This is a genomic window from Congregibacter variabilis, from assembly GCF_045689235.1.
GTDB lineage: Bacteria > Pseudomonadota > Gammaproteobacteria > Pseudomonadales > Halieaceae > Congregibacter > Congregibacter variabilis.
Window position 1 is genome coordinate 596912 of record NZ_CP136864.1, and the last position, 21835, is coordinate 618746.

The following is a 21835-nucleotide window of genomic DNA, read 5'->3' on the forward strand; positions in this document are numbered from 1 at the left end:
GGCTACTTCGTTCCTGTCGCAGCGCTCTGACTGCCATCGCTTTGATCGTGTGTGTGGGCCGGCTGTGGTTCTGAAAGTGCCGAGTCATCTCGGCGATGTTTGCATTCGCCCATTATCCAGCTCTCCCGTATGCAACGATCGTCGCCAAGCGTTGATAGTACAAAGAGTGTTTCGAAGAGGTCCTCACAGTGCTGCATTCGTTGCTCGAGAAGCGGGGTGGCAGCCAGATCGAGGACCAGAAAGTCCGCTTCTTTGCCAGGAATGAAGTTTCCAATTTTGGACTCAAGATCGAGGGTTCGAGCGCCGCCCAGAGTCGCTAGATAAAAGCTCTTAAAGGGAGTCAGCGAATGTCCCTGCAGTTGCTGGACTTTGTAGGCTGCATCCATAGTCTCTAGAAGCGAAAAGCTCGTTCCCGCACCAATGTCCGTGCCGAGACCTACATTAACACCGCAGCTCTCTGCTTTTGCCAGGGGGAATAAGCCGGAGCCCAGGAATAAGTTTGAGGTAGGACAAAAAGCGATGTTCGACTGTGTCTCTGCCATTCGCTGCCACTCAACTTCGCTCAAGTGGACGCAGTGCGCAAACACGCTGCGCCGACCCAGTAACCCCGCATCGTCATAGCTGTGCAGATAGTGATCCAAGTGCGGGAACAGCTCTTCTACCCAAGCTACTTCGTTGAGGTTCTCAGACATGTGGGTGTGCAGATAAACGCCGGGATGCTCACGAAGCAATTGACCGGCTGCTTTTAGCTGCTCCGGCGTCGAGGTCGGCGCAAAGCGGGGGGTGACGGCATAGCGCAGGCGCCCGCGATCGTGCCAGCGCTGGATAAGCGCTTTGCTGTCCCGATAGCTACTCTCGGCTGTGTCTTTAAGATTGTCAGGCGCGTTGCGGTCCATCATGACTTTGCCCGCAATCATTCTGAGATTGAGGGACTGTGCTTCACTGAAGAATGCGTCAACCGATTGCGGATGTACGGTGCCAAAAACCAATGCTGTGGTGGTGCCGTTGCGCAACAGCTCTTTGAGAAAACGTCGAGCGACCTGCTGGGCGTACTCGATATCAGCAAATTTCGCTTCAACAGGAAATACATAGGTATCTAACCATTCCAGCAGTTGCTCGCCGTGCGCGCCAATGATGTCCATCTGCGGGTAGTGAATGTGCGTATCCACAAACCCTGGCACCAGCAATGCGTTTTTATGTTCCTGGATTTGAGTGTCGCTGGGTAGTGATTCTATAAGCTGCTGTGCATCGCCAATGGCGGTGACGTGGCCGTTTTCTACCAGAAGTGCACCATCAATAAAATACTGGTAGCTCTCTTTGAGCCCCTTCTGGGGATCATCGAGAAAATGCAGCAAGCTGCCACGGTGGAGTACCCGGCTCATCGGGGTAGGGCGAGTCGCAGGGGTAGCTTCAACTCGGTCTCGTCGCAGTTATTGCCTGGGCCTATGCGATCCACAACAACAAAGTCAGAAGCACAGTCCAGCGCCAATAAAAAGTGGTGCCAGGTGCCCCGGTGATAACTGATACTTTGGCTGCCAGTTGCTAAAAACCCCTCTATGGCGTCTTCTTCAAGTGCGCCGGGACGAGCGACAACGATGGCATAGGAGTTGCCGCTGGTATTGATAAACGCCTGAGATCCCAGAGGGTGACGCTCCATACTGCGCAGGACGAAGTCGGGTGCTATGGCCTGAGCGCGAAACAAGCTCAGGGCTGGAGCGCCGCCTTCGCGAGCACAATCGACAGCTGCCAGTGCGTGATGACGCTGAGTCAGTCCTTCGTTAATGGGGTACTGCTCGCAGGGCGTCTGCCCATCGATCACCTCGCCGAAAGGTGCGAAGGCGTCTGCCGACAGAGCTTGTAGTTGTAACTCTTTCAAGGCGCTAGCTACCTCGGTAGGTTGAGTAAGCAAAAGGCGATAACAATAAGGGTATGTGGTAATGCTCTCCGCTGTCGCCCAGATTGAAGACCACATCAACATAGGGGTAAAAAACACTCAGACCCAGGGTGGAAAAGTATTCATCGGTGGAGAAATGCATACGATAAGTACCCGCAGGCAACTTATTGTTGGGGTCCAACAGAGCCGCAACACGCCCGTCACTATTGGTGACCCCCGCACCGAGTTGGGTCCACTGCTCTCCATCTTGTTGATACAACGCCAAAGGCACTCCCTCGGCAGGCTGTCCGCGCGCGGTATCCAAAATGTGGGTGGTAATTTGACTCATTGCCATTGCTCCAGCCGGATCTGCAGGATTTTTCGTTGCTCTTCTGCCGCGATCTGCAGCTCTGTCTCAGGATCATTCTTCAGACGTTGCTCCAGCAGTTCACACATTTCCAGTGCCGACTTCCCTGTGGCGCAAACGATAAATATATAACCGAAGCGTTCCTCATAGCGCTGATTACCGCTTGCCAGTCGCTCAATCAATGATTGGCTGGCTTGTGCAACGCCTGACTGTTCATGCGCGGCCAGATCGCCGCTGTTTGCATATTTGGCTTTAAGCGAATTGACGTCGCCAATCTTGGGATGTCCTTCAAACGCTTCCAGATAGTCCTCGCGCGCGAGGTTTGACCAGACGCTGTTCGCGGTGCGGCGCAAAGACGCCAAATCCTTGTAGGGCCGCTGAAGTAGTACTCCGTTTATCCACTGTTTACTTACGCAGCACAGTTGAAGTGCCTGTGAGGCCTCGTGCGCGTCCAGTGTATTGAATTCATCCAAAGTCACTGAGCGTTCCAGTCTGCGATACCAAATACCCGTAATCTGCTTACGCCACCATCAGGGAAAATGTTCAGACGCACATGACTGAACTTTTGCTCCTCGGGACACACAACTTCACGCGTATAGGTATGTTCACGATCGGGGCAAAGACTTTGCTGATTGATGATGGGAGTCCAGACCACGCTTTCTGATGGCACTTGTGCCTCTGGTTCGAAGCAGCCCTCCAGGCTAAAGCGATCCGGAAAGTTGCCTCGCAGGTGGGCTGTATCAAGAATCACTTTGCGCACGGTACCCTGCTTGCCAAGCTTGAGAATCGCCCAGTCATTGAATTCATCACGACGGCGGCGAGTTTCCCAGCCATCGCCCATATTAACGCCGCGTCCCGGCATCACCAGATTATCTGTGGAGCTAAAGAACTGATCCGAAGCCGCCACGCCGCGGCCTCCAATGCCTACTGCGGCCAAATCCACCGTCTCGTTCTCGAGATAGTCTTGCGGGTCGGGCATGACTTCACCGTAGGCACGAAAGCGTGCAACTCCGCCATCGGGGTAAATACGGAGCCGCAGGTGGGTCCAGCGCTCAGCGCTATCACAGGGAATAGGGTTTTGCTCATCGGGTAGTACGTCTGTCAACGGTATGATTTCTGTCCACTGGGTATCGGCTTCGGGATCCAGCTTTACGTGGGTACCGTCCACCGCGACCTGCAGGGGAGCATTGCCGCGAAAGTGGTGTGTATCAACGTCGACTCCGTGAATACGCCCCGCAAAACCTAAACGCAGGACGCACCAGTCGTGGTCCAGTTGGCTCATGCGGAACTGCCGTCCGAAGCTTCGGCGAGACTCCCAGCCATCCATCCATTGGCCTTTATCGGTAAACTCGCCGGCCTTGAATACGCCCCGACCGGGTTTTATGAGATTGTCACAACTGGCAAACCATTGGTCACTGCAGTTAATTGCACGGCCACCTACGCGTTCCGCCAGTAAGTTGATGTAACGGAACTGGAAATCATCCATCGCGTCCCGATCAAAGTCTTCGTTCATTTCGGTTCTACCATTAAGCCATCGATGTTTGCATCGCTGGGATTGTCGAATGTGGTGTCTGACGCGCTTAATTGCTCTTGTAATTGCTTCCAGCCAGGGCCTTGAATCTCAGGAGTCGCGTCGCGGCGCGCATGATAGTGCGCGATCAACTCAGCCGCCACCGCTACGGCGATCTCCGCAGGGCGCTTGCCCGGCACTGCAGATAATCCAATGGGGCAGTGGATGCTCGCAATAGCGCTCTGTGCAAAGCCCCGGTGCTGAAGCCGCAGCTCAAAACGACGCCATTTGCTATTGGAACCAATGACGCCGATGTACGCCGCATCTTCTCGTTTCAGTGCGCTCTCCATGAGCGCATAGTCCAATGGATGTTGGTGGGTCATGATCAGGTAGTAGCTGCCGGGCGCGGAGTCCCTGATGATGTCCTGGGGCTCCTCAGGATGCAGTGCATGAACCCCCTGGGGGAGTGTCTGGGGGAACTCCTGGCTACGAGTATCAACCCAGTGAATCTTCAGGGGCAGGGAGGCGAGCAGGGGAGCCAGAGCGCGACCCACATGGCCAGCTCCAAAGAGATAGACTGTTTGTGATACGGGAACAAAGTGCTCAAAGAGCAGGCTTGTACTGCCGCCGCAGCATTGCCCGAGTTTTTCACCCAGGGGAAAGTTCTCTACCCATTGACCGGACTGTGCATCGCTGAGCATCGTCTGTGCGCGCTTTAGAGCCTGAAACTCCAATTCACCGCCGCCGATGGTGCCATGGAAATCATTTTTTCCTACGACCATCTTGGTGCCCGAGTCCCGCGGCGTAGATCCGCGAGCACCCAGCATTGTAATAATGACATAGGCGCGGTCCAGTGACTCGTACTCACGGACCCACTCGCTCCAATGTGCGTTTGAACTGAGCATCACGTGGACCCTTGGCGAAGCGCTTCGCAGGCCATAAGAACGCGCTCGGGGGTTGCAGGCGTATCCAGCTTTGGATGAACCCGGTAGTCAGCGAGACTGGCCACCGCATCTGAAATTGCCGACCAGACAGATATCGCCAGCATCAATGGAGGCTCGCCGACGGCCTTCGAGCGAAAAATGGTCGCTTCTGCGTTAGGACTGTCGGGAAGAAGCTCTACATTAAAAATTGGCGGTGTGTCGCCGATGGCAGGGATTTTGTAGGTCGCGGGGCCTACGGTGGCCAAGCGTCCACTGTCATCCCAGGCGAGTTCTTCGCTGGTGAGCCAGCCCATGCCTTGAATGAACCCGCCCTCAATTTGACCAATGTCGATGGCAGGATTTAAGGACTTGCCTACATCATGGCAAATATCAACGCGTTCTACCCGGTATTCCCCGGTCAGCGTGTCTACCAACACTTCGGACACCGCAGCGCCATTGGCAAAGTAGTAAAAAGGTCGACCGGTTGCGGTTTCGCGGTCGTAATGAATCTTCGGCGTACGATAGAAGCCCGTGGCAGACAGTGAGATCCGCTGGTGGTACGCAAGATTCACAAAGTCGGCAAAACTGAATTTACGGTCTCCTACCGTGATGCAGTTTCGAGAGAACTGTATAGCCTCTTGGCTAACAGCAAAGTGCTCGCAGGCAAAGTTTGTGAGTCGCCTGCGAATCTTACGCGCCGCCGCTAGCGCGGCCATACCGTTAATGTCACTACCCGATGATGCGGCGGTTGGCGAGGTGTTAGGTACCTTGTCCGTGCGCGTGGCGGTGCAGCGAATGTGTTCAATATCAACCTGTAGTTCTTCGGCAACGACCTGGGCGACTTTGGTATACAAGCCCTGGCCCATTTCTGTGCCACCATGATTAAGCTGGATACTGCCATCGGTGTACACATGAATAAGCGCGCCCGCCTGATTCAGATGTTGCACGGTAAAAGATATACCGAACTTTACGGGGGTCAATGCAAGACCTCGTCGCAACACCTGATTACTGGCATTAAAAGCGCAGATCGACTTTCGTCGAGCTCGATAGTCCGAGGTCTTCTCAAGGCGCTCGATTAACAGCGGCAGGACTTCCTGCTCTAACAGCTGTCCGTAGTGCGTGGTGTTTCTATTACCTTTGGCAGTGTAGAGATTGTGTTTGCGGACATCGAGAGGGTCCAGGCCCCGGTCGCGGGCAATAGCGTCAATAATGTCTTCAATCGCGACCATGCCCTGCGGCCCGCCGAATCCACGGAAGGCCGTGTTAGAGACGGTATGGGTTTTAACCCTATGTCCTGCGATCTCGACCTCGGGCAAAAAGTAGGCGTTGTCGCTGTGAAACATGGCCCGATCCACTATGGCGTCAGATAAGTCCGGAGACATACCACAGCCACCAGCGAGCATGAGATCCAAAGCCTCAATTTGGCCCTTATCATCAAAGCCGACGTCGTAACGGCTGAGAAAATGATGGCGCTTGCCCGTGGCTCGCATGTCGTCAGCGCGGGCAAGTCGAAGCTTCACCGCGCGGCCCGTCCGCCGAGCCAAAATAGCGGCGATACAGGCCCATTGATTGGCATTGGTTTCTTTGCCGCCAAACGCGCCACCCATGCGCCGGGTATCGACTGTGACCTGATGTAGGTCTACGCCGAGGACTTCAGCGACAAGCTTTTGACCCTCGGTGGGGTTCTGAGTTGATGAGTAAACCAGCATGCCTCCGTCTTCTTCGGGGATGCACAGCGATGCCTGTCCTTCCAGATACATCTGTTCCTGGCCGCCGATCTGCAACTCGCCTTGCAGGCGATGCGGTGCTTTAGGCAAAGCGCTCCTGGCATCTCCGCGGCGCTGGTAATGCGCAGGGCGGACAAAGTTCTTGGCTGCCAGACCGTCTTCGATACTTAAACACGCAGGCAGCTGTGTGTACTCAATTTTGGCAAGACGTGCGGCGCGGCGAGCTTCTGCGTAGCTGGTCGCGGCGACGGCAAAAAGCACCTGGCCGTGAAATTCAACCGTGTCGCCCAATCCGACCATCAGCGGATCTCCGGGGAACACCGGACCAATGTCGATGATGCCGGGTACGTCGTCTCGAGTAATTACATCGACCACTCCGGGCGCATTGCGAACTGCCGCCAGGGACATGCTCGACACTACGCCGTGAGCAACGCTCGATAGGCCTACATATGCATGCAGGGTTCCCTGGGGAGCCATCATGTCATCGATGTAAACGGCTTCGCCGGACACGTGCTTGGCTGCGCTCTCGTGCGCTATCACCTGGCCAGCTGCACCGACCGGTGGAGTGTTCTCGCTAGCTGACTTACCCATGGGACGAGACTCCGGCCTGACTAATGCCTAGGGGGTGTACTCGAGTAGCTGAGTCTCCTATGTATTCCTGTTGCAAGCGCGTGAGTAGGCGAGCGGCTACTGTAAGTCGGTATTGTGCTGACGCCCGTGCATCATCGATGGGCTCAAAGTCGTTTGCGATCGCAGCGGCAGCTGCATCGATACTGTCACTGACTAAATCAAGGCCAGTTAGCGCCAACTCGACCGATGTTCCGCGTTTGGGTATTGCTGCCATACCCCCAAAGGCGACTTTGGCTTCTGTTACTCGGTCGCCCTCTAGCCCAAGTGCGAATACGCCGCAGACCGAAGATATGTCGTCTTCGAAACGCTTACTGATTTTGTAAGCACGCAGGAATAGGTTTTTCTTGCGCCGGGGCAATATAACGGTGGCAACAAACTCGCCCGCTTGCTGCTCGGTCTTGCGGTACTCCAGGAAAAAATCGTCCAGCGGAACTAACCGTGTTCCTGCACTGCTGCGCAGTTCTATGGCGCCACCCAGAGCCAAAAGCACGGGAGGCCAGTCACCGATGGGAGAGGCATTGGCGATGTTTCCTGCAAGCGTCCCCTGAGAGCGAATCTGCAATGAGCCAAAGCGCTCAATCAGTTCGGTAAGTTCCGGATAGTCTGTGATTACGGCTGCCTGACAAGCTCGGTGAGTTACCGCGGCACCGAACCGCATATGCTCTGTGTCACAGTCAATGTGATGGAGATCCGATGCTGCGCTGACGTCGATAAGAACAGGCAGCGGGGTGAGCGACTGGGTGTTTTCTAAAAACAGGTCTGTACCGCCCGCCACCAGGCGTGCCTCAGGGTGTTGCGCTAGCAGCTGCGCAACATGATCTGCGTTGCCGGGTCGAAAGTAGTGGCTGTGGGTCGATTCCAATGCAGCCGTCTCACTTTCTGTGTCCTTCAGGGCGCGTAGCTGATCGAGGGTGGCCTGAGCGCGACGAGAAAACTTGTCATCTTCGACGTGAGCAAGAGCTTGCTCCGCCGCATCAATAATGGGGCGGTAGCCAGTGCAACGGCACAGGTTTCCGCCCAGCGCTTCAAGAATCTCCTCACGTTCGCCTTTGATGTCAGCGTGATACAGAGCGAAGAGTGACATCACAAATCCGGGCGTGCAAAAACCGCATTGCGATGCGTGGCATTCGATCATGGCGCGCTGTACCGGGTGCCAGGTGGCGCCCTCCTTAATGTCCTCTACGCTAATAAGCTGTGTGCCGTGAATGCTTCCCAGGGGGGCGATGCAGGCATTTATCGGAACATACTGCAGTCCTTGTTCGGTGGCTTTGGCGAGGACGACGGTGCAGGCGCCGCAGTCACCGGAGGCACAGCCTTCCTTGGTACCGATTAGCCCTCGGTGCTCGCGAAGGTAATCCAGGACGGTTGTATCGGCAGGTACATCCTCAATAGCGACCTCGCGCTCCTGATGTAAAAACCGGATCACGCCGACTTGCTCTTGCCGAGCATTCCGCGGCTTTCTATGAAGTCGATAACAGCCGCAAGGCCCTGCTCACTTTTAAGATTAGTGAACTCGAAAGGGCGATCCAGCCGCATTTTTTTTGCGTCACGATCCATGACATCAAGATCAGCACCGACCAGAGGCGCCAGATCGATCTTGTTGATGATGAGTAAGTCCGATTTGGTGATCCCGGGCCCACCTTTGCGCGGTATTTTATCGCCCGCAGAGACATCAATTACGTAGAGGGTAAGGTCAGACAGCTCCGGGCTGAAGGTGGCTGCAAGATTGTCTCCACCACTCTCGATAAACAACACATCCAGGTCGGTGAATCGGCCCTGCAGTTCATCTACCGCTGCAAGGTTCATAGACGCATCCTCACGTATGGCTGTGTGGGGGCATCCTCCGGTTTCGACGCCGAGAATCCGCTCGCCCTCAAGCGCTTCGTGACGCAATAAAAACTCGGCGTCTTCGCGGGTATAAATGTCATTGGTGATCACGCCGATGCTGTAACGGTCCCTAAGATGCTGGCACAGCAAACGTACCAGCGCGGTTTTTCCGGAACCAACCGGGCCGCCTATACCGACACGCAATGCGGGTTTACTCATCCTTTAATTCCTTCTATGATATCCAAGCATTGGATCATGCGTGATTCATGACCTAAAAAGTCTCGTGTGCTGCCGCTCGTGACGGCTAGACGCCATCGCAAGGCCCGGTAGACTAAGGCCAATCTGTGAGTCATCGACAGTCATCGCGTGAGCGCAGGCCTCCGGGATCTCTTTCAAAAGCGCTAACAACATTTTTTGTGCCGCGGTTTGCCCCAGTGGTACCAGTTTAGTTGCTGCGGTTATTTGGTTTTCCAGCCAACTATAGGCGTAGCCCTGAAGTGCCGCATCAGTTTCGATGCCCCAGCGATGACAGGCAACGGCAAAGGCTATGGCATAGGCAGGTTTTTGTCTGAAGGTAGGGAGGCCTGTTGTCTCAAGGCTTGTGAGTAGCCTAAGCAGCGCAGCCCCAACCTGCTGATCCTCCAGGAGCAACTCTGCCGTTTCGCGACTCGCCAACAGCTGACTGTTCCAGTCGTTGAGTGAATCCGTGTCATTTTCAGCTAAGGCCTCGCAGGCTCGCAGCAAAATCGGCAGGTCCAATTGCGCCACTCCGAGCTGAAGTCCGTCGCGTAACCAGGCAGAAAGCTCTTCGTTCTCCAGCCATCCGGCCTCGATGGCGTACTCCAAGCCCTGAGAATAAGCATAGGCGCCGATGGGCAATGCAGGGCTGGATAAGTGCAATAGGTGTAATTGCGAATGCATCATGGTGGGGTCAATCAATCTCTGGCAATAAGTTCAGCTGTGGGTGTGGCTATGGGAATGACTGTGAGTATGACCGTGTGAGTGTGCATCAGCATGTTCCCTGGGGACGCTGGCATAGGCTCCAGACTCTGGTGTGAACGCGTCGTCAATAGCTCGAACACCGATTCCCAATCCCTTGAGCATGTCTTCTAAAACGTGGTCCCGAGGAAAGCGCAAGGCGCCCGCAAGGATCTGCAGGTTCACGTGGCGGTTACCCAGGTGATACGCCGCCCTCAGGAGAAGATGCGGATCATCGCTATAAGCCTCGGTGAGGGACTCGTTCGCAGCACGTATCAATACAATCTCCTTGTTGTCGCAAAGCAAGGCATCACCGTCGCTCAAAACGATACCCCTGGGCAGGAACCAGCCCAGTTCCTGACCGCGCTCTGTGGTTGTACGGTAACGGGATTTCTCGCGTTCGGAAAAAACCAGGTGCACTTCATCCTGCCAGGCCCCGTCAAAAGCAGTGGCGTGATGGTAGGCCTCAAGCATTAATTCATCCATGTACAGGTCCTAAAATAAAAAATAACGCTGTGCCATGGGTAGCACGGTTGCCGGCTCACAAGTCAGTAGCTGCCCGTCGGCGCGTACTTCGTAGGTTTGCGGGTCCACCTCCATGACGGGCTGGTAATCGTTAAGACGCATATCCGCTTTAGTCACACTGCGACAACCTTGTACCGCCACCAGGCGCCTATCCAGCCCCAGGGTCTCTCCAATACCTGCGTCGATAGAGGCTGCGCTCACAAAACTGACACTGGTGGCGCGACTGGCTTTACCAAAGGCACCAAACATGGGGCGGTAATGTACAGGTTGAGGCGTAGGAATCGAGGCGTTCGGATCACCCATGGGCGCTGCCGCAATTGCTCCCCCTTTGATGATTAGCGATGGTTTGACGCCAAAAAAGGCCGGTTTCCACAGACAGAGGTCGGCGAGCTTTCCGACCTCCACAGAACCTACCTCATGGGCTATTCCATGGGCGAGGGCAGGATTGATTGTGTATTTAGCGATGTAGCGCTTGGCCCGGAAATTGTCCGAAGCACCAGAGCCAAGAGCGCCGCGTTGCGACTTCATTTTGCTCGCCGTTTGCCACGTTCGACAGATGACTTCGCCCACACGGCCCATGGCCTGGGAATCAGAAGAAATAATCGAAAATGCGCCAAGATCATGAAGAATGTCCTCGGCCGCGATGGTCTCTTTGCGTATGCGCGAGTCCGCAAATGCAACGTCCTCGGGTATTGAGGGGTCCAAATGGTGGCAAACCATGAGCATGTCCAAATGCTCGTCTACGGTGTTTATGGTGTAGGGGCGGGTAGGGTTGGTCGATGAGGGCAGCACGTTGGGCAGGCCGCAGGCTTTGATGATATCTGGTGCATGGCCACCGCCGGCCCCCTCGGTGTGATACGTGTGAATCGTTCGTCCCTTAAAAGCAGCGATCGTGTCTTCAACAAAACCCGACTCGTTGAGCGTGTCGGTATGAATCGCCACCTGAACATCAAATCGCTCGGCCACACTGAGGCAATTATCTATGGAGGCGGGGGTGGTTCCCCAGTCCTCGTGAAGCTTTAGACCCAGTGCACCGGCGCGCAGCTGCTCCTCCAGCGCCACAGGCAGACTGGCATTACCTTTGCCTAGAAAGCCAAGGTTCATAGGGAAGGATTCGGCGCTTTGCAGCATTTTTCCGATGTGCCAGGGGCCTGGTGTGCACGTTGTTGCATTGGTACCCGTTGCCGGACCCGTGCCGCCCCCAATCATTGTGGTGACACCGCTCATTAGGGCCTCCTCAATCTGTTGAGGACAAATAAAGTGGATATGCGCGTCGATGCCGCCGGCGGTAAGAATCTGGCCTTCGCCTGCAATGATTTCGGTGCCCGGTCCTATAGGAAAGTCCACGCCGGACTGGATATCCGGATTGCCTGCCTTGCCTATGCCACTAATGCGCCCATTTTTAATGGCAACATCGGCCTTAACGATGCCCCAGTAATCGAGAATCAATGCGTTGGTAATCACGGTATCGGGCGATTCTGAGCAGCTCACCTGAGACTGCCCCATACCGTCGCGAATCACCTTGCCGCCACCGAATTTCACTTCTTCGCCGTAAATCGTATGGTCTTTTTCTACCTCGATGAACAGCTCCGAGTCCGCGAGTCGCACGCGATCGCCGGTCGTCGGGCCAAACATGCTCGCATAGTCACTGCGACTGATCTTGCGCATCAGAGCTCTCCCATCACGTCGCCGCGAAACCCATAGACTCGACGGTCTCCGGCCAAAGCGACCAGCTGTACATCTCGTTTCTGGCCTGGTTCGAAACGCACGGCAGTACCCGCCGCAATATCCAGGCGAAACCCTCGCGCGGCGACGCGGTCGAATGTTAGCGCGGGGTTGGTCTCCGCAAAATGATAGTGCGATCCCACCTGAACAGGGCGGTCGCCGCTGTTGACCACACAAACGCTGACGCGCTCGCGGTCATCATTGAGGGTCAGTTCGCCGTCGGCGGTAATGACTTCGCCCGGGATCATGATGCGCCCCCGGTAATGGGATCATGGACGGTGACGAGTTTGGTGCCATCAGGGAAAGTTGCCTCGACCTGTACTTCCTGGATCATTTCGGGGACGCCCTCCATTACCTCATCGCGCGTCAAAATGGTGCGGCCAAAGCTCATTAGTTCAGCGACCGTTCTGCCGTCTCTCGCGCCTTCCATGATCGCTGCACTGATCAATGCCTGGGCCTCTGGATAGTTAAGCTTTAGGCCGCGATCCCGTCTGCGTTCGGCTACCAGCGCAGCGGTGAATAAAAGTAATTTGTCTTTTTCTCTGGGGCTGAGTTCCACTTCAGTTCCTTACTGGCTGTTCCTGTGTATGAGCATAGGCACAGGGTCTATGGTGAGCAAGCATCATGTATGCCAGATGCGGGGAGTTGCGGGAACATGCCCGCGTAGTTCACGAACGGCAGTACTCCAGAGACTGGCGAACCCCTCCCGGCAGCGCTGGGCATCGTCACCTAAATAGCGCGCAATCATTAGGCTGCCGCGTTGGGTCACAGTAAAAGCGCCACAATTAGCGTCGCTGTTAACTGCTTCCAACCACTGGTCGAGCAGGGGCATACCGGGTACTTCGGTAAGCACCATAATGCCTACCGTGCTCTGTTGCTGCATCCCCATACGCGATTGGCTAACGCGATCTCCCGCCTCAAAAGCGAGCCGTTCGACAAGCAATGGCTCACCCTGGCGATAGATCTCCAGCGTCTGCTTGAGTCGACCGCAAGTAAAAGTCTCGCCGCAGGCAGGCCGCCCCAGCACAACAACATCCCAAAACGCCAGCTGTGAAGACTCCTCAAGGTCGATACGTGTCTCCAATTGCGCATTTACGCCGTTAAATAGGATGGTCTCTTGCGGAAGCCATTCGAGTCGGCCCTTACGGACCGCAAGGTTGACCGTCTGTCGCTGAGTCTCTTGATGCTTGTCTACCGTGTAGAACCTGCCGGCTGAGGGCGTTGTTATCAGCGCTTCCCCGGTATTAAGCGCGATATTGATTTCTAGCTCATCGCCCAGCACCACCCCTCCAGGAGGGTGCAAAAGGTAGCAGTGCGCTTTGCCGCCGGGCTCGGGATAGAAGAGACGCTGTACCCTCAAGGGGCCTTCGTGCAGACAGTGATCAAAGCGCGTGCGGCCGTCGCTTTCTCTAAAAGAAAGGTCCAGCTGGGCGCGCCACCGGCGAAGGGGCTTGCTAGACTCCGCTGTGAGTTCAAGGGTTTCGAAAAGCATGATGTCTACCTTAACGCATTGCCCCCGCTTGTGGCGTGCAGTGGCCCCACTAAGTTCCATGCTCTGCCTCAGTCTCCCGGCCATGGCTAATGACTCAGCACTTGGCGCTCCGGTGGCCAGTCGAAATTTATCGCCGCTTTATGCCAATCTGGGAATTCCCGTAATGACTAGCGCAGAACCTTTGGAACGAGGTGCGTTCGACCTCCAATGGACCTTGCACTGGGCCAGTCACTCAGTTTTTGAGCGTGAAAATAACGAGTTTCTGTCGCTGGACGGTGAAACACGTCGGCAGGACTTACGCGTTCAAGCGGGCCTGGGCAAAGGCATTATGCTTTCTTTAAACGTTCCTTACATCAGTCACAGCGGCGGTCAGCTCGATACTTTTATCGACGACTGGCATGCCTTTTGGGGAATGCCTGATGGCCCCCGAGCGCTTCAGCCGACAGATAATCTGGGGTTTAGCTACAGCGGGTCGCCCGGCTTTGAGTTGAATTCAACGCGTTCGGGGATTGGGGATATCGAAATTGCTGCAAGTCTGGCCCTGGTTGCCACAGAGCAATGGACGGTGGGTGTTTTCGCGCAGTACAAGTTTGCCACCGGAAGTGTGATCGACTTTAGCGGAAGCGGCGAGGATGGCGTGTCTCTGGGTGCACGCTGGAGCCGCCAAAGCTGCATGTTTGCGCAGCTGAGCTGTCATCTTCAGGGAGGCTTGAGTGAAGTCGGCGAGAATGCGTTTGATCCGAATGCCGACACATGGGTGCCATTTGCGGGAGTGTCTTTGGGCTGGCAGCTAGGTGATTCCCTTGCGCTGGTTGCCCAGTTGGATGCACACGATGCCGTTTATCAAGCCAAAGTCCTTTCCGCCAATGGTGTCGCCGTCTGGGGAACCTTGGGTTTGCGTTGGACGCCGGTAAACCGTTGGATCATTGATGCACAGTTTTTGGAGGACCTGGCCGTGGGAACGGCGCCGGACATCAGTTTTCGCTTGGCGCTGTCGCGGTCTTTTTAGCCTCAGCTGCGGCGCAGGCGGCCTGCTCAGGAGGCTGCTAGACTTAGCGTTTCGGCAGATAATAAGGATAGTAAGCCATGAGTATTCAAGTAGAAGCGTCGGGACAAGCCTGTGGGGCCAAAGTGCTGGGACTGGATCTGTCGCAGCCTCTCAATCCTGAGACCGTGCAAGCCATTCGCGCAGCCTGGCTTGAGCATCACGTACTGGCATTCCCGGATCAGACGCTTAACGATGACGATTTGGAGCGATTTACCGGCTATTTCGGTCCGTTTGGCGACGACCCATTTATCGCGCCGGTCCCTGGACGGGATCATGTGATCGCGGTGGAGCGCCGCGCCCAGGAGCAAGCGCCCCTGTTTGCCGAGGCCTGGCACAGCGACTGGAGTTTTCAGGCGACACCACCCATTGGTACCTGTCTTCACGGCATCACCATTCCGCCCACGGGTGGAGACACACTTTTCGCCAATCAGCACAAGGCACTGGATACATTGCCTCCAGCGCTTCGTGGTCGAATAGAGGGTCTTATGGCAATGCATTCGGCCAAAGTAGGTTACGCGCCCGATGGCCTCTATGGCGCGGCAGATGCAGCAAGTGATCGGAGCATGGATATTCGCCCATCGCCTGAGGCACAGGCTGTGCAATCCCACCCATTGATTCGTCGCCATAGTGAGACAGGCCGAGCATCGCTATACAGCTGCCTCGGATACATCGTTGGTATTGAGGGCATGCCAGACGAGGAAGCCGTGGAGCTTTTGATGGAGTTATACGGTTGGCAGACTCGCGAAGAGAATGTTTACACCCACCAGTGGGAAGAGGGCATGTTGATCATGTGGGATAACCGCTGCCTGCTGCATCGCGCGACCGGTGGATATGACGGTCATGACCGTTTGCTTCATCGGACCACCATCGGCGCGGGGGCTCTGTAAGTTTGTAGGATTTATCGCGGCACTGTTTAAAACCAGCGCCGCATTTTAAATATCAAGGTAAGACCCAGCCCCGCAAAAACGCACAGCACAACGACAATCCAAAATGCATATTCATTATCGATTCCGGGCATACCCCCAACGTTGATTCCCATCAGACCGGTTAGAAAGCCCAGGGGCAAAAATATCACTGCAGCGATGGTGAACAAGTAGCTTCTGGCATTCATCTGCTCCGCTATGCGACTGCTGTGCTCCTCCTGCGCCAAGACCGCCCGATCCCGCACTTCATCCATGTCTTCGATATGTCGAATTAGTCGATCGTTAATCTCTCTGAGGCGCAAGCGATTGAGGTCGTCAAGCCAACTGAGATTTTCTGCGACGAGACGATTCATGGCCTCCCGCTGCGGCGACAGGTAGCGACGCAGCGAGATGATTTGTTTTCGAAGGTTGGCCAGTTCCATGCGAATGCCCGCAGTCTCTTCGTTGAGCAGGCGTTCTTCTATGGCGAGTACGCGATCCTCGAAGCTCTCGATGGTGTCTGTCATTCGTGCGGTAATACGCTCCGTCCAAATGACCAGGAGTTCCACGGTGTTCTTCGGACCATTACCGGCAGCGAGTTCATCAAGCACATCCTCGGTAGAAAGCAGACGGCGGCGACGGGTGCTGATCAGTCGGCTGCCATCGGTCCAGATACGTAAAGAGACCATGTCATCTGGATCTGCTCCGGGGTTCATGTTGATGCCACGTAGCGTCAAGAGAAGATTGTCGCCGCGGTTCAGAGCCCTGGGCCGGGTCTCCGTGTTGGTAAGAGATCCAAAGGCAATATCGTTGAGTCCGCTTTCTTCGCGCAACCACCTTTGTGTGTCTTCATCTTCAAAATCAAAGTGCAGCCACAGGCAACCTTCATCGGCCTTCCAGGAATCGACCTTTGACCATTGGTAGGGGATGGCTGAGCCAGATCCATCAAGGAGCAGGGCATGAACCAGGCCTTTCGGAGGAGCGTTATCTAACATGGCTTGTCGGATCCCGATCGATTAGCGTTTCTGATAATGCAGTGACTTATGGAGCGGCGCAAGCGCGGCGAGACACGGAGCACACTCAGTCAGGACGTATGCAATTCCATTAGCGATAGTAGTTGTATTGCTTCATCTCGCGAGGCGCCGCAGGTATCGATTTGGGGCGCAAACTTCGCACAGACGGCCGGATAATCCGCAGTGCCCCAGATTTTGCAGCGGTAGTTGTTGGCGGCGGAGTTCAAATTGACACAGACCACTCCCGCGGGCTTGCCCTGGGGCATACCGGGGATTGGACTGGCTATTGATGCAGCGATGCAGCAGGCACCGCAATTTTCACGACAAATCATTGTCTTTTACCGTTAGGATCGTATCGACCGCACGAGATGCGAGTAGCCCAAGCGTGCCAGAAGACCGACGATGCTCGTTGCTGTACTCGCTAATGTTGCGCACGTACGATGTATGCTTACCGAATAATGACAGATATACAGAGCCGCTTGCATGATGATCCGCTATCGCAACCTATTACTTGGGTCCTCTTTGGTCTTTCTTGCAGCATGCCAGACAGCTGCACCCATTGAAGAGGCGCCAGCCGCACCCGAATGCCCGATAGTGGAGCCTGCAGAGTGCCCCGTATGCGAGGTACAACAGTGCCCGGATCAGGCGCCGCCGGAGTTGTCGCCGGTGGTTTGTCCTGCGATACCTCAAAACACCTGTGCTGTAGAAGACGGCTTGCGCTCAAGATACCCGCTGATCGGTGAACAGGAATGGGCGCTGGTGGAGCCGGGAGATCTGGTTCTTGAGGCGCGCATCGACACCGGGGCGGAAACATCATCTATCCACGCCGAGAACATTCAGCTGCTGGAAAAAGACAGCAAGCGCTGGGTGCGCTTTACCGTAAAAGACCCCGACAGCGATCGCGAAATCCAGTTGGAACGTCGTTTACATCGGCGTATTTTGGTCAAGCAGACGGGGAGCGATGACTATGATCGTCGCTATGTAGTGCGCATGTGGATCACACTTGGCGACACGCGCACCTGGCTTGATGTCAGCCTATCGGACCGGGACGACTTCGATTTTCCCCTGCTCATTGGACGCAATATGCTGATGGATGCCTTCGCGGTGGATGTCAGTCAGCATCACACGTTGCCAAAGCCTGCACCTTCTGCATCTAAACAGGACCCACAGTAATGCTTGCATCACGAACGCAGATTGGGATCATTGCTGGAGGCCTGATGATTTTCGGCCTGGGTTTGACGCTATATAAGTCTATCTCTCTCGGACTGCCCCTGGTGCCGGAAAAGTATCAAGACGTTTGGACCATCGAGTCAAAGATCAGTTTTTACCCCACGGAGGGGCCGGCAGAGGTAAGTCTGAGCCTGCCTGCAAAGAACAATGGCTGGGTGACGCTGAATGAGAATTTCGCGTCGTCAGGCTTTGGTTTTACCGTGGCAACTACTGAACAGGCCCGCGATGCTCAGTGGACCAAGCAAAACGTGAGCGATTTCACGACGGTTTACTACAAAGCGCAGGTTTATAATCAGGACGGTGGGCGTACGCCGCAAAATCTGTCTACCGATCTGACAGATCTTCCAAGACTGAGCGAGACGCAGAGCAAAGCTTTCGAGCTATTTGTGGGGCAGCTTAGAGAGAAATCCAACAATGAATCAACGTTTGTTTCCTTGATGCTGAAGGAGTTTGCCAGCAACACTAATCAGGATGTGGAGTTCATTCTCAGCGATTTACATGAAAGCAAAGTTGACGCTATTCGCTATCTGTTGACCTATGCAGGCATACCCTCACACTTTGTCCGCGGTATACAGCTGGAAGATGGTCGCCGACGTCAGGTGCTCAGTACACTGTTGGAGGCTTATGTCGACGGCAAATGGCTGGTGCTCAATCCTACAGATGGCACTGCAGGGATGCCCGAAGATTTTTATCTTTGGAAACGCGGGGAAGACGCTGTGCTCACCGTGTTCGGGGGTGAGAAGTCCAGCTTGGAGTTCGCTCTGGTTAAAAACAGTGTTCCAATTCGTACGGTAGTGAGCATGGAGCAGCGCTCTGAGGAATTTGCGCTATTGGATTTCTCGATTTACGCATTGCCGGTGGAACAACAGGGGATTTTTAAAGGACTCCTGCTGATACCCGTGGCCGCCCTGGTGGTTGTGTTCATGCGAATCGTCGTGGGACTTAGTACCTCTGGCACTTTTATGCCTATTCTCATCGCGCTTGCACTAATCCAGACGACGCTACTTGTGGGATTGGCAATTTTTCTGGCGGTTGTGGGGGTAGGGCTTTGGATTCGCTCCTATCTCAGTCATATGAACCTTCTGTTGGTTTCGCGGGTCGCCTCCGTGGTGATTGTTGTGATACTGCTTATGGCCGCGATAGCGATCGTTAGTTATAAGCTGGGGATTGATCAGGCTCTGACGGTGACTTTCTTCCCGACGATCATTTTGGCCTGGACCATCGAGCGCATGTCTATTCTTTGGGAAGAAGAAGGCGGTCACGAAGTGTTCATTCAAGGAGGAGGGAGCCTGATGGTCGCGGTGCTCGCTTATCTGGTGATGTCCAACCGATATATCGAACACTTGACGTTTAACTTCCCAGAGCTGTTGCTCACCCTGCTGGGGGTTATTTTGCTCATGGGTAAATACACGGGCTATCGTCTTTCTGAGTTGTATCGCTTTCGAGAAATGAAGAAGCTCCTATGATTCACCTCGTGTCACCAAAAACACTTCGTTCCTTAGGCATCGTAGGAATGAATCAGCGCAATATCAGTTTTATCGGCAAGAACAACCAGCGCAAAAATTACCGGCTCGTTGACGACAAGCTGCTTACCAAGCAGATTGCACTCGATAAAGGGGGCATACCCGTACCGGAGTTGTATGGGGTAGTAAGTTATCTGTTTGAAATCGAGAGCTTTCTTGACAAGATTCGAGAACGGCAGAGCTTTGTTATAAAGCCCGCCCAAGGGAGCGGAGGAAAGGGCATTCTGGTCGTCGTTGGCCGCGATGGGGATGGTTATATAAAATCCAGCGGTAGCCGCATAGAAGATTCAGACATACGCCACCACATTATCAATACCCTGGCGGGCCTCTATAGCCTTGGCGGTAGAACCGACAAAGCTATGGTCGAGGGGCTCATCGATTTCGACCCCACCCTGAAGGCCTATAGCTATGAGGGTGTGCCTGATATCCGCGTCATCGTCTTTCACGGTGTTCCCTTGATGGCGATGATGCGTTGCGCGACACACAAGTCCGACGGCAAGGCGAACCTTCATCAGGGCGCCGTAGGGGTGGGCTTGGATATCGCAACAGGTCAAAGCGTCTGCGCTGTGCAAAATGGCCAGCTAGTCACCGAGCACCCGGACACCGGGGCCGTCTTGACCACATTGCAGGTGCCACTTTGGGATAGAATTCTTGAGCTTGCGGCCAGTTGCAATGAGATGACAGGACTTGGCTACATCGGTGCTGACGTAGTATTGGACCGACAGCACGGTCCAATGTTACTTGAGCTCAACGCGCGGCCCGGCTTAGCCATTCAGGTTGCCAATCAGGCAGGCTTGCGCCACCGAATGGTAATCGCTCAGGAGATTGTCGAGAGTACCGATGATCCGAGTGAACGGATCGCTTTAGCCAAAGAGCGCTTTAGTGCCTTGACTAAAGCATCGCTTGCTCCTGCCTTTGCCTAGCGCCCGGACTCACCCTCTTCGAGAATCTCATTGATCAGAAGATGGTCAGTGTTTTTTAAGGTCGTTTGCTCGGCACTATTAGGAACAACGTTTTGGTCATTGTCCGGGTCCTCGTCGTCTGCGGGTTCTATTAGTATGTCAGACGCTTGCACAGAGCTGTTGGGTATAGCTGCCAGCTCAGCAGTGGGATCAATGCCCAAATGATAGGCAGCAAACCCCGGATGCATAACCTGATTCAGTGCCATACCAATGACACGCCCGTTTGCCGGGCTAATGATTTTACTATTTTGGTTGGTGATAGGGTTGATGACGGCGCCTAACACCTGGTCCAGCTTTACTTTTGCGCCCAGCTTGACTTCGCTGATAAGAATGCCGCCCTCGCTGGCTCGCACCCAGGTAGACTGATAATAGATGGGCGCGTCTGATCGTTTACGCGACTTGAGCGTGTCGGTCATTCCCAATCCACGTAAGGCGGCACGCACGCTGGCGACGCTGTCTTCTACAGCGTTCTCGTTCAACTCATTAGGCGCTCCGGCCTCCAGGGTTACTGATGGAATACCCGACTCGCTGGCAGCCCTGCGGAGACTGCCTTTCGCGCCCTTGCTCTGCAGCACAACGATCCGTCCCATAGTGTCGGCAAGGCTTTGGATCGCGGGATAACTTAGATCAGCGCGTAACTGTGGCAGATTGGTTCGGCGAAAAGATCCGGTATGTAAATCGATAAGCATGTCGCACTGACTGATAATTTCCTGAAAAAAAGAAAACGCTATACGTGAGGCTGCACTGCCGTTTAAGTTGCCGGGGAAGAAGCGATTCAGGTCACGACGATCAGCCAGATAACGTGAACCCGCGCGAAAGCCCTGCAAATTGACAATAGGAACTCCAATAATGGCGCCGGATAAGTCCTCTGCGTCGATCTCGTAAAGCACCCGTCGCACGGTTTCTATTCCGTTTATTTCGTCACCATGTAAGGCGGCCGTGAGGCAGAGCTGTGGCCCGGGCTTTGCTCCGTTTACGACAAGCACAGACGTAGGCGCCGAAATACCTAAAAAGCTCACGCTGGGAGACCAGGCCAGGCGCGTGGTTGTACCCGGTAACACCTCTGCTCCCAGTAAAATCAATTGTCGTTTGCCCGGGTCGCTTCCGGGACTCCCGGTTTCTGTATCCTGGAACTGCTGAGTACTAGCGCCAGTGTTCAGACTGGCACCGACGTCATCATCAGGAGCCTCCGGCGCCAGGTCTTGTGTCGACTCCAGACTTTCGTTCACGGTTTCAGTGCTTATGTCAGGAAGCTCAAGCAGGGTCTCCTGAGGCTCAGCTTCAGCCGGAGCAGGTGCAAGATCCGCCGGATCGCTAACGACCTCTTTTAAATCAACGTTTTTAGCAGGCTTAGCCCTTGGGGAAAGTGATTTCGCGTCACTGATTTGCGTGGTCTGAGAAGCCCCATCGTCGATCTCGACAGGGTTTTGCGCGGCGCTAATTTCTATTAGGCCGGCTGCCATAATCAGTGTGCAGCCTGCGAGGACGCGCTTCTTGAATACTTTCGCGTTTAAACTGTGTTTCGAATTCAACAAAGGCGACTGTCGCATCCTTACTTAAAAATGGGATTTAAAAACTTT

At 54.8% G+C, this 21835-nt stretch carries 23 protein-coding genes; 5 read left to right on the forward strand and 18 right to left on the reverse strand.

What is annotated here, in order from left to right; translation table 11 throughout:
• Positions 1 to 2 precede the first annotated feature (2 nt).
• From guaD to R0135_RS02790, 15 genes are all read right to left on the reverse strand, one after another.
• On the reverse strand, positions 3 to 1382 hold the full coding sequence (guaD, locus tag R0135_RS02720; RefSeq protein WP_407348729.1) for a guanine deaminase: 1380 nt from the start codon (positions 1380 to 1382) through the stop codon (positions 3 to 5).
• The gene (locus R0135_RS02725) at positions 1379 to 1876 is read right to left on the reverse strand and encodes an ureidoglycolate lyase (protein ID WP_407348730.1); all 498 of its coding nucleotides are present in this window, start codon (positions 1874 to 1876) and stop codon (positions 1379 to 1381) included. The genes guaD and R0135_RS02725 overlap by 4 nt, the downstream gene beginning before the upstream one ends.
• A 4-nt stretch (positions 1877 to 1880) precedes the next feature.
• Positions 1881 to 2222, reverse strand: a complete 342-nt coding sequence (gene uraH / locus R0135_RS02730; protein ID WP_407348731.1) for a hydroxyisourate hydrolase — start codon at positions 2220 to 2222, stop codon at positions 1881 to 1883.
• On the reverse strand, positions 2219 to 2719 hold the full coding sequence (gene uraD / locus R0135_RS02735) for a 2-oxo-4-hydroxy-4-carboxy-5-ureidoimidazoline decarboxylase (protein ID WP_407348732.1): 501 nt from the start codon (positions 2717 to 2719) through the stop codon (positions 2219 to 2221). Before uraD ends, uraH begins: the two co-directional genes overlap by 4 nt.
• Positions 2716 to 3753, reverse strand: coding sequence for an allantoicase (gene alc / locus R0135_RS02740; protein ID WP_407348733.1), 1038 nt, complete (start codon positions 3751 to 3753; stop codon positions 2716 to 2718). Before alc ends, uraD begins: the two co-directional genes overlap by 4 nt.
• The gene (gene xdhC / locus R0135_RS02745) at positions 3750 to 4655 is read right to left on the reverse strand and encodes a xanthine dehydrogenase accessory protein XdhC (RefSeq protein WP_407348734.1); all 906 of its coding nucleotides are present in this window, start codon (positions 4653 to 4655) and stop codon (positions 3750 to 3752) included. The genes alc and xdhC overlap by 4 nt, the downstream gene beginning before the upstream one ends.
• The gene (gene xdhB, locus R0135_RS02750) at positions 4655 to 6991 is read right to left on the reverse strand and encodes a xanthine dehydrogenase molybdopterin binding subunit (protein WP_407348735.1); all 2337 of its coding nucleotides are present in this window, start codon (positions 6989 to 6991) and stop codon (positions 4655 to 4657) included. The genes xdhC and xdhB overlap by 1 nt, the downstream gene beginning before the upstream one ends.
• A complete protein-coding gene (xdhA, locus tag R0135_RS02755) occupies positions 6984 to 8456 on the reverse strand; it encodes a xanthine dehydrogenase small subunit (RefSeq protein ID WP_407348736.1) in 1473 nt (490 codons plus the stop codon). Before xdhA ends, xdhB begins: the two co-directional genes overlap by 8 nt.
• Positions 8453 to 9076, reverse strand: a complete 624-nt coding sequence (gene ureG / locus R0135_RS02760) for an urease accessory protein UreG (RefSeq protein ID WP_407348737.1) — start codon at positions 9074 to 9076, stop codon at positions 8453 to 8455. The genes xdhA and ureG overlap by 4 nt, the downstream gene beginning before the upstream one ends.
• Before the next feature lie 45 nt (positions 9077 to 9121).
• Positions 9122 to 9781: an urease accessory protein UreF gene (locus R0135_RS02765; RefSeq protein ID WP_407348738.1), complete on the reverse strand. Its 660-nt coding sequence runs from the start codon at positions 9779 to 9781 to the stop codon at positions 9122 to 9124.
• Between the two features lie 30 nt (positions 9782 to 9811).
• Positions 9812 to 10321 carry an urease accessory protein UreE gene (gene ureE / locus R0135_RS02770; RefSeq protein WP_407348739.1) on the reverse strand — a complete coding sequence of 170 codons (510 nt, stop codon included), beginning with the start codon at positions 10319 to 10321 and terminating at the stop codon, positions 9812 to 9814.
• A 9-nt stretch (positions 10322 to 10330) separates the two neighbouring features.
• Positions 10331 to 12028 (reverse strand): urease subunit alpha, encoded by a 1698-nt coding sequence (gene ureC, locus R0135_RS02775; protein WP_407348740.1) that lies wholly within the window; start codon positions 12026 to 12028, stop codon positions 10331 to 10333.
• Positions 12028 to 12333 carry an urease subunit beta gene (locus R0135_RS02780; protein WP_407348741.1) on the reverse strand — a complete coding sequence of 102 codons (306 nt, stop codon included), beginning with the start codon at positions 12331 to 12333 and terminating at the stop codon, positions 12028 to 12030. Before R0135_RS02780 ends, ureC begins: the two co-directional genes overlap by 1 nt.
• The gene (ureA, locus tag R0135_RS02785; protein ID WP_407348742.1) at positions 12330 to 12644 is read right to left on the reverse strand and encodes an urease subunit gamma; all 315 of its coding nucleotides are present in this window, start codon (positions 12642 to 12644) and stop codon (positions 12330 to 12332) included. Before ureA ends, R0135_RS02780 begins: the two co-directional genes overlap by 4 nt.
• A gap of 63 nt (positions 12645 to 12707) precedes the next feature.
• Complete coding sequence (locus R0135_RS02790) at positions 12708 to 13577, reverse strand: urease accessory protein UreD (protein ID WP_407348743.1); 870 nt, start codon at positions 13575 to 13577, stop codon at positions 12708 to 12710.
• A gap of 82 nt (positions 13578 to 13659) precedes the next feature.
• On the opposite strand from R0135_RS02790, the gene R0135_RS02795 reads away from it, so the two are divergent.
• Both R0135_RS02795 and R0135_RS02800 read left to right on the forward strand, forming a co-directional pair.
• The gene (locus tag R0135_RS02795; protein ID WP_407349866.1) at positions 13660 to 14586 is read left to right on the forward strand and encodes a DUF3187 family protein; all 927 of its coding nucleotides are present in this window, start codon (positions 13660 to 13662) and stop codon (positions 14584 to 14586) included.
• Between the two features lie 77 nt (positions 14587 to 14663).
• Positions 14664 to 15512: a TauD/TfdA dioxygenase family protein gene (locus tag R0135_RS02800; protein ID WP_407348744.1), complete on the forward strand. Its 849-nt coding sequence runs from the start codon at positions 14664 to 14666 to the stop codon at positions 15510 to 15512.
• A 26-nt stretch (positions 15513 to 15538) separates the two neighbouring features.
• On the opposite strand, the gene R0135_RS02805 is transcribed toward R0135_RS02800, so the two are convergent.
• Entirely contained in the window at positions 15539 to 16522 is a 984-nt protein-coding gene (locus tag R0135_RS02805; protein WP_407348745.1) for a zinc transporter ZntB, read from the reverse strand.
• Positions 16523 to 16611: 89 nt separating this feature from the next.
• Positions 16612 to 16806, reverse strand: coding sequence for a Fe-S-cluster oxidoreductase (locus R0135_RS02810; protein WP_407349867.1), 195 nt, complete (start codon positions 16804 to 16806; stop codon positions 16612 to 16614).
• 217 nt (positions 16807 to 17023) lie between these two features.
• Here R0135_RS02810 and R0135_RS02815 point away from each other — a divergent pair, with 217 nt between their 5' ends.
• The 3 genes from R0135_RS02815 to R0135_RS02825 are packed head-to-tail and all read left to right on the forward strand — an operon-like array spanning position 17024 to position 20216.
• Positions 17024 to 17713, forward strand: a complete 690-nt coding sequence (locus R0135_RS02815; protein WP_407348746.1) for an ATP-dependent zinc protease — start codon at positions 17024 to 17026, stop codon at positions 17711 to 17713.
• The gene (locus R0135_RS02820) at positions 17713 to 19236 is read left to right on the forward strand and encodes an inactive transglutaminase family protein (RefSeq protein ID WP_407348747.1); all 1524 of its coding nucleotides are present in this window, start codon (positions 17713 to 17715) and stop codon (positions 19234 to 19236) included. Before R0135_RS02815 ends, R0135_RS02820 begins: the two co-directional genes overlap by 1 nt.
• Positions 19233 to 20216 (forward strand): alpha-L-glutamate ligase-like protein, encoded by a 984-nt coding sequence (locus R0135_RS02825; RefSeq protein WP_407348748.1) that lies wholly within the window; start codon positions 19233 to 19235, stop codon positions 20214 to 20216. Before R0135_RS02820 ends, R0135_RS02825 begins: the two co-directional genes overlap by 4 nt.
• On the opposite strand, the gene R0135_RS02830 is transcribed toward R0135_RS02825, so the two are convergent.
• A complete protein-coding gene (locus R0135_RS02830; protein ID WP_407348749.1) occupies positions 20213 to 21718 on the reverse strand; it encodes a succinylglutamate desuccinylase/aspartoacylase family protein in 1506 nt (501 codons plus the stop codon). The two genes, R0135_RS02825 and R0135_RS02830, sit on opposite strands and share 4 nt — an antisense overlap.
• Positions 21719 to 21835 lie beyond the last annotated feature (117 nt).

What these genes read in the sequence shown, in the direction of transcription:
- guaD (WP_407348729.1), bottom strand. Translation starts at nt 1,382, where the DNA reads ATGAGCCGGGTACTCCACCGTGGCAGCTTGCTGCATTTTCTCGATGAT.
- uraH (WP_407348731.1), bottom strand. Translation starts at nt 2,222, where the DNA reads ATGAGTCAAATTACCACCCACATTTTGGATACCGCGCGCGGACAGCCT.
- alc (WP_407348733.1), bottom strand. Translation starts at nt 3,753, where the DNA reads ATGAACGAAGACTTTGATCGGGACGCGATGGATGATTTCCAGTTCCGT.
- xdhC (WP_407348734.1), bottom strand. Translation starts at nt 4,655, where the DNA reads ATGCTCAGTTCAAACGCACATTGGAGCGAGTGGGTCCGTGAGTACGAG.
- xdhB (WP_407348735.1), bottom strand. Translation starts at nt 6,991, where the DNA reads ATGGGTAAGTCAGCTAGCGAGAACACTCCACCGGTCGGTGCAGCTGGC.
- ureG (WP_407348737.1), bottom strand. Translation starts at nt 9,076, where the DNA reads ATGAGTAAACCCGCATTGCGTGTCGGTATAGGCGGCCCGGTTGGTTCC.
- R0135_RS02765 (WP_407348738.1), bottom strand. Translation starts at nt 9,781, where the DNA reads ATGATGCATTCGCAATTACACCTATTGCACTTATCCAGCCCTGCATTG.
- ureE (WP_407348739.1), bottom strand. Translation starts at nt 10,321, where the DNA reads ATGGATGAATTAATGCTTGAGGCCTACCATCACGCCACTGCTTTTGAC.
- ureC (WP_407348740.1), bottom strand. Translation starts at nt 12,028, where the DNA reads ATGCGCAAGATCAGTCGCAGTGACTATGCGAGCATGTTTGGCCCGACG.
- R0135_RS02780 (WP_407348741.1), bottom strand. Translation starts at nt 12,333, where the DNA reads ATGATCCCGGGCGAAGTCATTACCGCCGACGGCGAACTGACCCTCAAT.
- R0135_RS02790 (WP_407348743.1), bottom strand. Translation starts at nt 13,577, where the DNA reads ATGCTTTTCGAAACCCTTGAACTCACAGCGGAGTCTAGCAAGCCCCTT.
- R0135_RS02795 (WP_407349866.1), top strand. Translation starts at nt 13,660, where the DNA reads ATGGCTAATGACTCAGCACTTGGCGCTCCGGTGGCCAGTCGAAATTTA.
- R0135_RS02800 (WP_407348744.1), top strand. Translation starts at nt 14,664, where the DNA reads ATGAGTATTCAAGTAGAAGCGTCGGGACAAGCCTGTGGGGCCAAAGTG.
- R0135_RS02805 (WP_407348745.1), bottom strand. Translation starts at nt 16,522, where the DNA reads ATGTTAGATAACGCTCCTCCGAAAGGCCTGGTTCATGCCCTGCTCCTT.
- R0135_RS02810 (WP_407349867.1), bottom strand. Translation starts at nt 16,806, where the DNA reads ATGCCCCAGGGCAAGCCCGCGGGAGTGGTCTGTGTCAATTTGAACTCC.
- R0135_RS02815 (WP_407348746.1), top strand. Translation starts at nt 17,024, where the DNA reads ATGATGATCCGCTATCGCAACCTATTACTTGGGTCCTCTTTGGTCTTT.
- R0135_RS02820 (WP_407348747.1), top strand. Translation starts at nt 17,713, where the DNA reads ATGCTTGCATCACGAACGCAGATTGGGATCATTGCTGGAGGCCTGATG.
- R0135_RS02825 (WP_407348748.1), top strand. Translation starts at nt 19,233, where the DNA reads ATGATTCACCTCGTGTCACCAAAAACACTTCGTTCCTTAGGCATCGTA.
- R0135_RS02830 (WP_407348749.1), bottom strand. Translation starts at nt 21,718, where the DNA reads ATGGCAGCCGGCCTAATAGAAATTAGCGCCGCGCAAAACCCTGTCGAG.